The organism is Enterococcus sp. DIV1537a (genome assembly GCF_051712085.1).
Taxonomy (GTDB): domain Bacteria; phylum Bacillota; class Bacilli; order Lactobacillales; family Enterococcaceae; genus Enterococcus; species Enterococcus faecalis.
On sequence record NZ_JBIOOE010000001.1, the window covers coordinates 2,458,038 to 2,471,797 of the forward strand.

General features: G+C 39.3%; 13 protein-coding genes. All 13 read right to left on the minus strand.

The window, feature by feature from the left end; all coding sequences use genetic code 11:
* Window positions 1-104: 104 nt before the first annotated feature.
* The 13 genes from dagF to IGJ41_RS12160 all read right to left on the minus strand — a co-directional run bounded on the left by dagF (window position 105) and on the right by IGJ41_RS12160 (window position 13,736).
* The gene (gene dagF, locus IGJ41_RS12100) at window positions 105-848 is read right to left on the minus strand and encodes a 2-dehydro-3-deoxy-phosphogluconate aldolase (RefSeq protein WP_002361094.1); all 744 of its coding nucleotides are present in this window, start codon (window positions 846-848) and stop codon (window positions 105-107) included.
* Between the two features lie 3 nt (window positions 849-851).
* Complete coding sequence (locus tag IGJ41_RS12105) at window positions 852-1,955, minus strand: DgaE family pyridoxal phosphate-dependent ammonia lyase (RefSeq protein ID WP_113793655.1); 1,104 nt, start codon at window positions 1,953-1,955, stop codon at window positions 852-854.
* An 11-nt stretch (window positions 1,956-1,966) separates the two neighbouring features.
* Window positions 1,967-2,818: a PTS system mannose/fructose/sorbose family transporter subunit IID gene (locus tag IGJ41_RS12110; protein ID WP_002359140.1), complete on the minus strand. Its 852-nt coding sequence runs from the start codon at window positions 2,816-2,818 to the stop codon at window positions 1,967-1,969.
* Window positions 2,818-3,567 (minus strand): PTS mannose/fructose/sorbose/N-acetylgalactosamine transporter subunit IIC, encoded by a 750-nt coding sequence (locus IGJ41_RS12115; protein WP_438714509.1) that lies wholly within the window; start codon window positions 3,565-3,567, stop codon window positions 2,818-2,820. Before IGJ41_RS12115 ends, IGJ41_RS12110 begins: the two co-directional genes overlap by 1 nt.
* A gap of 23 nt (window positions 3,568-3,590) precedes the next feature.
* Window positions 3,591-4,085, minus strand: a complete 495-nt coding sequence (locus tag IGJ41_RS12120) for a PTS system mannose/fructose/N-acetylgalactosamine-transporter subunit IIB (protein ID WP_002355078.1) — start codon at window positions 4,083-4,085, stop codon at window positions 3,591-3,593.
* A gap of 19 nt (window positions 4,086-4,104) precedes the next feature.
* The gene (locus tag IGJ41_RS12125) at window positions 4,105-4,506 is read right to left on the minus strand and encodes a PTS sugar transporter subunit IIA (RefSeq protein ID WP_153853880.1); all 402 of its coding nucleotides are present in this window, start codon (window positions 4,504-4,506) and stop codon (window positions 4,105-4,107) included.
* A 71-nt stretch (window positions 4,507-4,577) separates the two neighbouring features.
* The gene (locus IGJ41_RS12130; RefSeq protein ID WP_173963728.1) at window positions 4,578-7,391 is read right to left on the minus strand and encodes a sigma 54-interacting transcriptional regulator; all 2,814 of its coding nucleotides are present in this window, start codon (window positions 7,389-7,391) and stop codon (window positions 4,578-4,580) included.
* 122 nt (window positions 7,392-7,513) lie between these two features.
* Complete coding sequence (locus IGJ41_RS12135) at window positions 7,514-8,041, minus strand: histidine phosphatase family protein (protein ID WP_104855699.1); 528 nt, start codon at window positions 8,039-8,041, stop codon at window positions 7,514-7,516.
* 65 nt (window positions 8,042-8,106) lie between these two features.
* Complete coding sequence (locus IGJ41_RS12140; RefSeq protein ID WP_173963727.1) at window positions 8,107-9,555, minus strand: amidase; 1,449 nt, start codon at window positions 9,553-9,555, stop codon at window positions 8,107-8,109.
* 96 nt (window positions 9,556-9,651) lie between these two features.
* Window positions 9,652-10,317: a helix-turn-helix domain-containing protein gene (locus IGJ41_RS12145; protein WP_002383329.1), complete on the minus strand. Its 666-nt coding sequence runs from the start codon at window positions 10,315-10,317 to the stop codon at window positions 9,652-9,654.
* A gap of 380 nt (window positions 10,318-10,697) precedes the next feature.
* Window positions 10,698-11,906: an ABC transporter permease gene (locus tag IGJ41_RS12150; RefSeq protein ID WP_153853882.1), complete on the minus strand. Its 1,209-nt coding sequence runs from the start codon at window positions 11,904-11,906 to the stop codon at window positions 10,698-10,700.
* The gene (locus IGJ41_RS12155) at window positions 11,903-12,577 is read right to left on the minus strand and encodes an ABC transporter ATP-binding protein (protein WP_002365285.1); all 675 of its coding nucleotides are present in this window, start codon (window positions 12,575-12,577) and stop codon (window positions 11,903-11,905) included. The genes IGJ41_RS12150 and IGJ41_RS12155 overlap by 4 nt, the downstream gene beginning before the upstream one ends.
* Complete coding sequence (locus IGJ41_RS12160) at window positions 12,570-13,736, minus strand: efflux RND transporter periplasmic adaptor subunit (protein WP_438714514.1); 1,167 nt, start codon at window positions 13,734-13,736, stop codon at window positions 12,570-12,572. The genes IGJ41_RS12155 and IGJ41_RS12160 overlap by 8 nt, the downstream gene beginning before the upstream one ends.
* Between the last annotated feature and the right edge of the window lie 24 nt (window positions 13,737-13,760).

Sequence of the window (13,760 nt, forward strand, 5' to 3'; positions counted from 1 at the left end):
CTACGACACTCACCAAAATACCCCACATTCATTTGTTGGTTTTTATTTATTCTCCACTTGAGAGTAGCAAATCTGGCGAAGAAAGTCAAATAAAGATTGGCCCTTTACTTATTCAATGTGTTTTTCATCATGGTTAGTAACGTTTTCACGTCTTCTGTTCTAGTGTCCCCTGTTTCTTGATCGATAATTGAGCTGTAGACATGAGGAATGATTTTTTTAACGCCGGCATCCACCGCAATTTGAACAATTTCTTCAAAGTTTTCTAAATCAATGCCCCCTGTTGGCTCTAAATAAAAGTCATACTTGGCACAAGCTGCTGCTACTGCTTGGTATTCTTCTTTGTGAGCCAAGCCTTTCATCGGGAAATATTTAATGGAACTGCCTCCCATGTCTTTCAACAATTTGATGGCGGTTTCGATAGGTACTTCCGCCGCTGGCGCACCAGAGCTTAACGGACCTGTCGCAATGTTGACATAGCCAACTTTGCCTGTGGGTGAAACCAAGCCATTAATCACTGTTTCGTCTTGACGAAGTAAGGCCCGCGAAGCGCCGACACCTGTGAAGACTTGGTTCACGTGTTGCGGTTGTAGAACTTCTGATAAGCGAGCCACCATTTGACTTTGATTAGGATCGCCAGCCCCTAAGCCGACAGATAAAGCGTTGTTGGTTGCTGCTTGGTATTTTTTCATATCGTCAATGGCTGCTTCATCGGTTTCATAGTTTTTTGAAAGGACGCCTAACACAACATGCCCTTCTGCTGCTTCATAACAGGCTTGGGCATTTTCTACTGAATTGGCTAAGACGTTTAAACAAATGCGTTCTTCTAAATAATTAGGTTTTAATGACATGGCTTATTTCTCCTTTGTGTCCATAATTTCTTGTAATCGTTGCACGATTTTGTTCATTTCTTCTTGATTGACAGAACGAATGTCAAATTCAATGATGCCATTGTTTGCTTGATATTCTCGCGTATAAATGGCCGGACTTTCTGCTTTTAATGCTTGGATGACTTCCTTGGCGGTTTTTCTGCCGTCCACTTTGACACTGGCGCGATAAATGTCTCGTCCGGCGCCATCTTGGACGATTTTGGCGGTTAAATCTGACAAGTTGTTGATGGCTTCAACAAACGGTTTTAAGCGCTCTTGCATCGAAGACCCTGATTCACTGCCATGCGCCAAGTATTCTTCCACTGCTTGGGTAAAACCTAGGATATTGTCTTTGCCAATTTTCATTGCTCGACCAATGCCTTTTCCTTGTAGGCGCACCCAGTCAATGTATTCTTTTTTCCCGACCACTAAACCGGCACTTGGCCCTTCAATGGCTTTGGCGCCGCTGTAAATCACCAAATCAGCGCCTGCTTCGGTGTATTTGAAAAGATCTTCTTCTGCTGCCGCGTCAACAATTAGCGGCACCTTGTGGCGTTGCGCCACTTTGGCCGCTTCGGCCACCGTCAGCATACTTTTTTGCACGGTATGATGGCTTTTGATGTATAGAATGGCCGCTGTTTTTTCGGAAATCATCATTTCCACGTGTTCTGGACTGCACATGTTGGCGTAGCCAGCTTCCACTACTTGGCCGCCGCCTTGCGCTACCATGACTTCTACAGGCGTGCCGTAGTCCACGTTGTGCCCTTTAGGTAAAATAATCTCTCGCTGTTCAATTTTTTCTGTATAGGGATGATACGCGTGGTACAAGCTGCCTTTTCCAATCAAGGCAGCCACCGCTTGGGCAATCCCCGCCGAAGCCGAGGAAACGATTTGGGCATCTTCTACCTTCAACAAGTTGGCTAAAAAGGCCCCTGTTTGCACACTAAGTTCACTCATTTCAAAGAAATGTTCGCCGCCGAATCGTTGAGCCGCGAGGACTGCCTCCGAAACTTTGGAGACACCTAGAATGGTCATTTTGCCAGAAGCATTAATGACTTCTTTTAAGTGGAATTTTTCGTAACTATTCATTATTTTCTCCTTTATAACAAACCAAAGAATGAAGTGACCAAACTAACTAAGACAATCGTGCCGATAATGATACCGTAACGTGGGCCTTTTTTTACCATGAAGAAATAAATAGCCATGACTGCTGCTAAAGGAAGTAACCCTTTCATAATTTGATCTAGAATATCTTGTAAAACAATCGTGGCACCGCCAGTAACTTTAAACGTCATCGGGCTAGCAATTTTAACATAACTCGCACTTAAAGCGCCCATCATCATCATTCCTAAAACATTTGCTGAATAAATGACTTGCTTAATTTTGCCGTCTTTTAACAAACTTAAGATTGAATTACGCCCTAATGTATAGGACTTATTCACTAATGTCCAACTGATGTATAACGTAATGGCTGTGTACAGAACCAACGGACCGATACTTCCAATCACGTTACCTCCTTTAGCCATTGGAATAAAAATGGAAATGATTAACGGCATTAATGCTGCCCAAATAATCGAATCGCCAATCCCTGCCAGCGGACCCATCAACCCAGTTTTAATCGATGTGATCGCCGTATCAGAGATAGCTGCACCATTGGATTTTTCTTCCTCCATAGCAATTGCAATCCCTTGAATTGAAGCCCCTACTGTTCCTTCAGTATTAAAAAAATTCAAATGACGTTTCAGAGCTTCTCTTTGTTGTTCTTCATCGTCTGCGTAAAGTTTTTTAATTGCAGGAATCATCGATGCACAAAAAACTAAACTTTGAAGACGTTCATAAGAATTTGATAATTCACAACCTAGTTGATAAATCCAAAAGGCTTTGGATAATTCTTTTTTAGTAATTTTTTTCTGTTCCAATTGTTGTTCATTTGCTTGTGTCATTTGTTCCATTATGCTGCCTCCTCACTCAATGCCTTATTTCTAACTAAAAAGGCAATACAGATTCCTAAAATAGCGACGGCCATAACTTCTGCGCCAAAATATACTACTGCAACAAAACCAATTAAAAAATAAGGAATCAAATTTTTCTTGCCAATTACCATAATTGTTAAGGCGAATCCTAACGCTGGTAAAATACCACCCATTACTTCAAAGCCGTGCATCAACCATGCTGGGATAACTTCTAAGACTTTATTCACCACAGATTGACCAAAAAAGTTCGCCGCAAAAACCAACGGAAAGCGAATTAAAAATCCCGCTAAAGCTGGATAAACAAACGCAGCTCGGTAAATCCCCCCATAATTTAACTCTTCTGCATATTTATCAGCCATATGCACCCAAGTCGCATTGATGGTCCGCCGTAATTGATCCATAAAGACGCCTAACACACCAAAAGGAACAGCTAGTGCAACAGCCGCCTCGGCATTTATTCCCACACCTAAAGCAATTGGAATCGCAATTGCTGAAGCTAAAGCCGGATCACTAGGCACATTGCCGCCCGGTGTAGAGGTAACTCCTAGATAAACAAGTTGAATCCCCGCCCCCACAACCATTGCTTCACTAAGTTTTCCTGTTGCTAAACCAGCCACCAATGCTGCACCTAATGGCTGAGACAGCATGCCTGAAAATGTGTACCCAAAACGCAAACGTGCAAACCAATAATAAAGTCCCATAATAATTGAAACACCTAAAACGCCCATATGATTCTCTCCTTTTTCTCTGATTATAGTGATTGATATTTTTCAATTAATTTTTGAATTGGTAGGGGATTTTCTTCGGGAATCGCTTGGAAGAAAACATGAATGCCCTTCGTTAAAAGTTCAGTCAAAATTGCAACATCTTCTTCAGATAAATTGATATTTTTTAAAACATTTTTCCGATTAGGTCCACCACCTAAGCCACCAACTTGAATCTCCTCTTTAATAATTTCTTGGTCCACCATCGCTTTTAAGGTCGTTAAATCTGGCACTAAAAATAACACCTTTTTCTCTTCCTTTTCTTGCGATTCCCAATATTCTTTGGCACTTTCAATCCCTTTAATTACTACAGAAACCCCTGGAGGCGCCGCCATTAAATAAATACTTTGTAAAAATTCATCTTGCTCTAGTTCATCACTCACTACCAAAATTTCATTTGCACCTGATTGTTGTAACCATTTAGTCACTACTTGTCCATGGATTAAACGGCTATCGACTCTTGTTAATACGATTTTTGACATTCTGTTCACCTGTACTTTCTTATTTTGGAATTTTTAAAATTTGACAACTGTCTACTGCTGCTTGTTGAATCATTTCTGCGTCTTGTAAACGAAACCCAGGACCACTTTGTTTCATGACGGATTCTAATAATAACGATGTGCATAATCCGGACACAATCAAGAGATCATAATCTTTTGATAAACGCAATGCAACATTACTAGGTGTGCCGCCTTTAACATCTGTTAAAATTAGCAACTGGTTGTGCCACGTTAATTGTTCAATTTTTTCTGTGACTCGTTCTAAATAATCCCCCAGTGAATCCTCTGCTTGTAATGCAACTTCATGTACATTTGTAACTTCTCCAACAATCATCTGGACGCTTTTGACTAATTCCAAGCCCCAACCATTGTGTGTTAAAAGTAAAATTGGTTCATTTTCCATAAACAAACTCCTTTGCTAATTAATCATTTTATTAAAAGCAATAAGTGTGCCAACTTTCATTTCCGTTTGAATTAAGCCTTTTCAAAGAGCAATTCATAAATATAACGCACTTCCAAAGGTGGAATCAACAAATTATAGGACACTTCAATCGGTCGAAACGCCATTTTTATGACAGATACTGCTTCTGGCAACTCTCGGTATGACACTTCATAAGCTGTCGGGTCATATTCTGGATTCAATAATTGCCGTTCTAACATACAGGCACAATGAATGATAAAACGAAGTAAAATCTTTTCGTCACTTTTTATTTTGGTTTGCAAGCAAATGTCTGAATAAATCTTAGCTAATTCGATTGAAATGGTTGTAGGATTCAAAACCGTTAGTAAGTCTGTAATAGCTTCGATTGATAATCCTTGAATATATTTAGCTGAAACTTTCTTTAGTAACTCTTGGTTTTGTTTTTCTTCTAAATGATGGCCTAATAATTCGAAAACTAGCTGAATGCCCCGCTTCGATAGTAAATCTTGTAAAGAAATAAACGGAATATCTGGCACTTCTGTCTTTACGGTGCCAATGATGCCAACGATTTTCTCTTCTTTCCGAACAAAAGAATGCAAGCGATCAATGTCTTCCACTTCTCTTTTCTCTAAAGTAATGATGCGTACATTCGTTAGTAATTCATTAGGAAAAGTTTTTAGTAACAACTGTTCAATTTTAATAGCAGTCCCCATACCAGTTAGACAGGAAATAATGAGAACTTTTGCCTCGTTGAAGCGACCTTTACTGCAAATCAAGGCGCGATGATTTTTTTCTTTTAAGACTGGTAATAGATACTCAAACGCCGTCGATTCATAAATGACTTCTCGGGCCACTTCTAGTAATGTTAAGAGATTGATATTGCTAATTAGCAGCACTTCCATTTGAAACGTTTGACTGATAGCATTACCAAAGTAAACCAGGGAACCGATGTCCACCATTAAAATAATTTTTTTATACTGATTTTGCTTTACAATTGTACGGACTTTTTCTAATGTTTCTTCCACTGATTGATTAATCGGCATATCAACTGCACGCATGACAGTTGTTGAAAACAGAAGGTTGGTGTACTCAACCATGCTGCTGGCCGTCGCGGCACCATGTGCAACGACGATAACGCCACAGTTTTCTTCAACTGAGTGCGCTCTTTTTTTAGCTGTGACTTTACGAATAAATAGATCAAAAAAGAGGATTTCCGTATCAGCAAAAGAAATCCCAAACAATGTTTGTAAAAAGTCCACCATGGTCTTAGCAGCTTGATACTGGGTTACTTTGCCAGAATAGATATTTTTGGTATCTGAATAAAATGTTTCATTCATTTGTGCAGAATAAAAAACAGCAGAATAAAGGTGGACAATCAAAATATTCTGGAAATCCTCTGTCAATTTTTCTTGGATTAGTTGTTCAAAAAAGACAATGGCTTCTTGAATTTTTGGCTGCAATGTTTCGTCAATGGCCTCTAAGGCTAGCGGTTCTTGAGCAAAAATATCCATATCATAAAGTTGCTCAACTTTGTTTTGCATGATTGCTAGCGCATCCTCTGTCGAAAGAGTTAATTTTTTCAAATCCGCATATTCTTTCAATAGAAAATTATAAAAACGATCATTTTTCAGACTTTCTGATTTAAGTAACTCTTGACTGCTTAAATAAAAATGGTTGTATTGAATCGTGATGCCATCGTTAGGTATCCACTCATTAAAAGCCAGCAGACTTTCTACATCAGGTTGCTCTTTGACTGTCCCCTCGTTTGCTTCAATGCAAATAGTTTCCGTTAATTGATCGAACACCTCTAAATAGGCTTGTGCGCTCATAAATTGAATCGCCGCTTTCAATTCGCCAACGTTGGCTTCAAAATGAGTAAACGTTAATTGTTTCAACGCCTCATAACGAATATGGATATTCTTTTGAATCCGTTGACTTTCTTCTAAGAAAAAGGACAAAATCAATTGAATTTTTTCTTTCAAAGAGCGCTCGGCTAAAGCTGGAATAGCTAATGTCACAGGGATCCTTCTTAAAAACGTTTTCAAAAAATGTTGATTGACTGCTTCGGTTGTTGCAAAAATAAATTTTATCGATACATTTCTTTGTTTTTCGGCTTCGCCCATCCGTGTAAAATACCCTTTATCCAAAACTGTAAACAATTTTTCTTGGCCTTCGCTCGTTAATCGATGGACTTCATCTAAAAATAAAAAACCACCATCTGCCAACTCTACTAAGCCTTTTTGGTCATTGACGGCACCAGTAAAACTGCCTTTTTTATAGCCAAACAGATGAGAAGTTAATAATTCTGGATTGTTGAAATATTCTGCACAATTAAAATAAATAAACGGAACTTCTTGGTTCATTTTAACTTGATAAAATTGGTGTAATTGTTCTGCAATTAAGGTTTTCCCAACTCCAGATTCTCCAGTAAGTAAAATATTCAAGCCATTAGGCGGATATAAAATAGCGGCTTTCAACTTCTTGATGGCGTCTGCTAAGCTCCCATCAAAACCAATTACGTTCGCAAATGGATTCATTTTCAGTAGCTGCTTTTTCTTATGTATCTGTTCTGTCTGTTGATAAATGTCCTCTTGCAGCGAAGCGAGGGAATCGTAGCACGTGCTACTTTTAAAAAAAGGAAACTGTTCCTCTAAGTAGTCTTTATCAAAAAATAACACTGGTCTAGATTTAACTTTAACGACTTGGTCTTTTCTCACTAATTCTGAAAGCTCTTCACTAACAGCGGTTCGGGTATAGCCAGAGGCCTGACTTAATTGCGAAGCCGTTGCGGGCAACAAGGTTGCTTTGCTACTTGGATTTTGTACGTGAAACTGTTTTAACGCTTGATGAATATTATCAATTCTCATAGTCTTTTCCCCATTTCTTTTTTGATCCAAAAGTTAATTTATTATACATTAAAACGGAAGCGGTTTCTTATCTACCATAAAAAAAAATCAAGTCTTTAACCAAAAGATTAAAGACTTGATTTTTATTCTCCGTATTGTACAAGTTGTGTATTTTCACAATGAAAGTCCAAGAAATCTTGGATTTTTTTACCATTGAAGTAGTTATCAATGACTCGCATAACCGCATTGTGGCAAACAAATAGGTAAGTTTCCTCTGAAGCCAAGGCTTCCTCAATCAAGGGATAAATTCGACCCGCGACATCTAAGACTGATTCCCCTTCTGGAAATGGCAAGGAAATCTCAGAACGATTTTCCTGGAAAGCCGTTGTTTCAATCGGTTCACCATCATAAATGCCAAAATTCATCTCAATTAAACGCGGTTCTGTTTCAACCGTCAACTGATTTCGTTCCGCAATTTTACGTGCTGTTTCTTGCGCCCGTTTTAAAGGGGACGCCAGTAAACGGTCGATTTGAATTCCTTGTTTGGCAATTTTTTCAGCTACCAATTCCGCTTGTTGATAGCCTTTTTCGGTCAATTGCGCTTCCGCATGACCACAAATTCTACGGGCCACATTATAATCTGTTTCACCATGTCTCACTACGTACAGCATTTTTCCACCTCAGTTTTTTGTCTTGTGTCTATTTTATCTGAAATTTGGTCACAATAACACCCTATTTAGCGGTAACTTTCTGGTAATTTAAATTTGCCTTCTTGCTCAAACTGTTCACCTACTTGGAACAAGAGATCTTCACGTCCACGAGCAGCCAACAATTGAATACCTAAGGGTAACCCCGTTGCTGTAACATGTGTGGGCAAGCTGATGGCTGGTTGTCCTGTCAAGTTCGCTAGTTGAGTATACGGTGTTAGCTGTAAACTTTTATCAAAATAATCATAGATTAATTCAGCTAATTCTGCTTCTGTTAATTCTGCTGCTTGCGCCATTCGTTGACGAATGTGCTCACTTTGCAAATCTTCGTTAATTTTTGGTGCTGAAAAAGCCGTTGTTGGTGATAAAAACAGATCAAATTTTTGAAAAAGTTCTTCCATCGTTACTGCTGCTTGATCCCACAACTGTAATGAATGAACATAGGTGGCTGCTGGAATCTTTTGGCCAAATTGATGCATGGTCCATGAAAAAGGTTCGATTTCTTCTTTACGAATTGGGCGCCCGAGCCCCTGTTGAATGCTGTTCATCATCGCTGTAGTTTCTGCGCCGTTCATTTGATAATAGGAGCGAATCAGCGCTGCACCATCGACTGGATAAGGAATCTCAATGATTTCATGGCCAGCGGCTGCCAGAAAATCAGCCGCTTGTTTCGCCGCTTGTGTTGCTTCTGGCGAAATCAGTGAGCCGATAGGCGAAGCGGTACACAGAGCAATTTTTAGCCGTTGTTTTTTAGGGTGTGTTTGCCATTCTGCCAAGGGCGCTTGGTAGGGGGCGCCACTGTGGCTACCACGTAGGCCATAAAATAATGCTTTGGTGTCTCTCATAGAAATAGTCAACGCAAAGTCAATCGAGGCACCTTGCCAGCCTCGCCAGCCTTCTGGGCCGACAGGCATGGAGCCACGGCTAGGTTTTAAGCCAATTAAGCCACTAAAAGAGGCGGGAATTCGGATGGAGCCACCGCCATCACTAGCGCCGGCGATAGGAACAATCCCGCTAGCGACAACTGCGGCAGCGCCGCCACTGGAACCGCCTGGCGAATGATCCAGGTTCCAAGGATTGCGGGCTGGCCCGTAAAGCGCAGGATCCGTAATATTTTTAAAGCCAAACTCTGGGGCGTTGGTTTGTCCTAAGGGCATCAAACCAATCGTTTCTGCTTGTTTGACAAAGTTAGAGGTCGTTGTTGCAGTACTATTTTTAAAAAGTTGCGAGCCGGCCGTTGCTGACCACCCCGCTTTTTCTTGGCCTAACATTTTCAATGGAAATGGCAAACCAGCAAATAGTGTGTCCTGCTGTTTATTTTTTTGATAAGTTGCTTCTGCTTCTTGGCTATCAAAGGTTACAAAGCCATTGATCTTTGGATTTAACTTTTGGACTTTTTTCTCAATATCCTTTAAGAGTTCTGCGCGACTTACTTTCTGTTCTTTTAATTGTTGTACCCAATATAGTCCGTCTTTCATACAGACCCACCTCCTATACTATTCCGTATTAGTATAGCATGGTTTTTAGGGGTCATCCTGTGATGGTGATTTTCATTCGTCAAGTGCTTCTCTATTTTAAGTAAATAATTCGCCAATGTAAGGAAGCAACTGCGGATGCAGTTTGTAGCCTTTATACCGTGTATTTTGGATACCTTGTTTTTTAAAGCCCCCTACTTGAATTTTTTTATTTAATTTTGTCAGCTGTTTGGTCATTTTTTTTCGATTGTTGGCGGTTTCTTCTGTGTCATAAATTAATTTACACAGGCGCTCCATTGGTAAGTGTTCTTTTGGCGTACTGTACAAGACAGCCAGTAGTGCCCGTTCTGTAGCGGTTAGCTTTATCCCTTCTACGTTTAACTTTTCATCTTCTCGTTGGATGGGTTTATTTAATTCTGCCAAGAGGAGATTTTCTCTTAATGTATCCAAAGTCGCATCCAATCGTAGCCAATTGAGAATGCCATATTGATAGCTGATGCTCAATTCTTCCGAGGTAGGAATGTCTTCGGAGCGAAGAAACAACGGCGTTTTAACTCTGGCTAATTCCTTTAGATATAAATATTGTTCTTTGCGAGGAATCGTTTCGCTGAGAATGATGGCATCAAATTTTCGATAAAACAAATGACTTTCCTTAATTTCACCAATCAGACACGTCGTACAAAAAACTTGGTGATCTAAATGCTGTAAGCGGTTTTGAAAAGCAGTTTCTGATAAAATATTTTTTGTGATGACCATTATTTTCATTCTTGATTCCTCCTTAATTCTTTTTTAGTTCAAAATTTTCTCAATTTTCGTGTTTTGTTTTGATATATTTAGTATACTGGAATTTTTTCGAATTAAAATTTAGAAATTTACAATCAAATCAGTCATTAACAGTCATTCCTATAACCCCTGATTTATAAAGGCTTTCTAATAGTCTTATTTAAAAAATATTTGTTATTTAATCCTCAATATGCTATTTTTTTAATTTTTTCTTTTTTTATTTAGCTAACAAACGTCAAAAGGTTGGTAGCTAATATCAACCTTTTGACGTTTGTTAGCTATTTTCTCTTGAAATCTTTGGATTTTTTTCTACTTTCACTAAAAAAAACAGCCAAAAATGGCTGTTTCTTTGCTGTTTATATTTATTTCATAATATCGATTAAGTCTTTTTTCGAAGCTGCCGAGGCAGGGAAATAGCTAAATACAACCCCGATAAAGACAGAAATCCCGATGGCTAATGAAACGGTCATTAAATCTGGTCGAACAGAAAACGGTAGTGCCATTGATGCTAAGTAGGCAATAATCATTCCTAAAAGATAACCAGTAATTCCGCCGATTAAGGTCAAGGCAATTCCTTCTGTTAAGAATTGCTTTTTAATATCACTGGCTGTCCCGCCCAATGCACGGCGGATACCAATTTCCTTAATCCGTTCTGAGACCGAAATGTACATCATATTCATAACGCCGACCCCAGCAATTACCAGTGAAATAGCCGCAATTGCGGAAATAAACAAGGTTAAATTATTTAATAAAGAGCCCATTTCTTTGATGGTATCTTTAACATTATATTCTTGATACGTCCCGCTGTTTTTCATGGTTCCTTGTTGAGAGAGAGTTTTTATTGTTTCTTTCAATACTTGATCTGGTTGGTAGCCAGGTGCTACTGTTAGCTTCAACGTAGATGTATCTTTTAGCTTGCCGAAATAATGTTCATAGGTCTTTTTGGGAAAATAAAGCAATGAGTCATCATTACCTGGACCAATGGCACCGCTGGTATTGGTTGTCACGCCAACAATGGTAAAAAGTTGATCTTTATATGGAAAAGTTCGATTAACTGCTGCAGTCGGGTCTTGGTAGAGTTCTTTGGCAACCAGTTCATCCACCACCACTGTTTTATCCAGTTTTGCATTGTCTCCATCATTCAGTTGGCGTCCCGCCAACAATTCTTTGGTGGTTTTGTCGGCAAGTTCATAGGTTACGGAAAGATTTTTCGGTCCTGCTTGAAAATTCAGTGTACCTTTTTGGGCACCATCAACTTCTCTTTGATCAAAATCAATTTTTTCTACGCCAGGAATCATACGCACGACCCCTAAATCATTGTCGGTAAACATCGCTTGGTCACTAAACATATCCGAGCTGTTGTAAGCTGAAAAAGAAATCTTTTTCACGTTTTCTTTTTGTTTTTCAGCAGATAATTTATCGACCATGTCTTCTTTAAAACCGTTACCGATAGCCACGATGGTAATCACCGAAGCGATCCCGATGACAATCCCTAGCATCGTTAACAAGCTGCGTCGCTTATTTTTCAAAATGGAACGGAAGGCGGTTTTCCAAATAATTGAACGTTTCATGTCAGCACCTCCTCTAAAATCTTTCCATCACGAACTTTAATCAAACGATTGCAGTATTCAATTGTTTCTTCATCATGTGTCACTAAAATAATGGTGACTCCTTCATTGTTTAATTGCTGAAAGAGCGTTAAAATTTCTTCCGATGTTTTACTATCTAAAGCCCCAGTTGGTTCATCTGCAATAATAAAACTTGGCCGATTGACAATCGCACGCGCAATGGCCACACGTTGTTGTTGTCCGCCCGAAAGTTGTTTTGGATGCTTCTTGCCTTTATCTGGCAAGCCGACTTTTGTCAGAACTTCGTGGACACGATCTTTGGCTTCTTTTGGGGTTAACCCACTATATAAAAGAGGTAATTCAATGTTTTCTTCAACTGTTAGTGTTTCAATTAAACTAAAATTCTGAAAGACAAAGCCGACTGCTTCATTTCTAATTCGGGATAGTTCCTTATCAGAAAAGTCGCCAATTTCACGGTCTTCAAATAAATACGTTCCTTCAAACTTTTTATCAATAAAGCCTAGCAAATTAATCAAAGTCGATTTCCCAGAACCAGAAGGACCCATAATCGCTAAAAATTCTCCAGCGTCTACTTGGAGGTTAATATCATCTAACACATGCAGTGTTTCTTCTTCGGAATAATAATATTTATGAATATGGGCTAGCTTAATCATTGGCAGCTACCTGAACATCTTGATTATCTTTTAATTCTTTATTGGGATTGGCAATCACTTGGTCTTTCCAATTCAAGCCACTTTTGACAACTTTACGACCTAAATTTGTTTCTGTTTCAATCGGTGTTTTTTTCGCTTTGCCCGCTTTGTAAACATAGACAAATTCTTTTTCGCCTTCTTTTTGGATTGCTGCTGTCGGTATAATCATTTGTTTTTGCGGCACAGCGATGCTAGTAGACAAGCCTTCTGCCCAAGGAAAATCACCTTCTACTGTAAATTGATAACTCACTACTGGATTGCCTTCATTTTTAGCTATTGGGGTTTGCGCAATGGAAACAATTTTGCCTGGCGCTGATTTGCCTGAACCAACGGTCGTCACTGTTACTTCTTCCCCTGTCTGTAATTTATCGTAATCATATTCGGTTACTTTTCCTTGAATATTTTTCTTTTGTGTTGCAATTTTAATGACTGGTTTGTCGGTACTACTCATGGCACTAGCATCGACAGTGACTTGGCCATCAATTGGTGCTGTAACGACTGTGTTAACTTTGCCACGTGTTTGTTCAAGCGTGTTTGCTGCTCCGACGGCATCACTGTTGGCTAATTGAAGGGCTTGGTTAGCTTGGGCGACTTCACTATTCGCAGCACTAACGGCTTCATTCAATTGCTGAATTTCCGCATTTAGTGTTTCTTTCTCTTCAGCCTCTTTTGCGGTGTTTAATTTTTGCTTGGCTGCAGCAACTTTGTTTAAGGTTTCATTGTATTTTTGAGTGGCTAAGTTAACGTTCTCTTGTGCTTGTTGGACTTGAAGATTATTCCGATTAACGGCATTCGCTTGTTCTGTTTCTGTGGCTTGGATGTCTGAGTTATTGTACGTTAACAATGGACTATCTTTCTTGACTTCTTTACCATTTTCAACATTTATTTCGGCAATTTTCCCTAAAGAAGGATCAAAGAAAATATCCCGAGTATCTAGAAAACTCACTTGACCATCTAATTTTAATGAGGCCATTTCTGTAATGGTATACGTTGTGTATTCAGGTTCAACTTCTTTTGAAGAAAAAACTGTTTTTGCTCCGATAAATCCGACGACGACCACTGCGGCACCAATACCGAACCACACTTTTTTATTTCGCTTCTTCTGGCCTGACTTTTTCATTTATTTGTTCCTCCTTGATTTCTG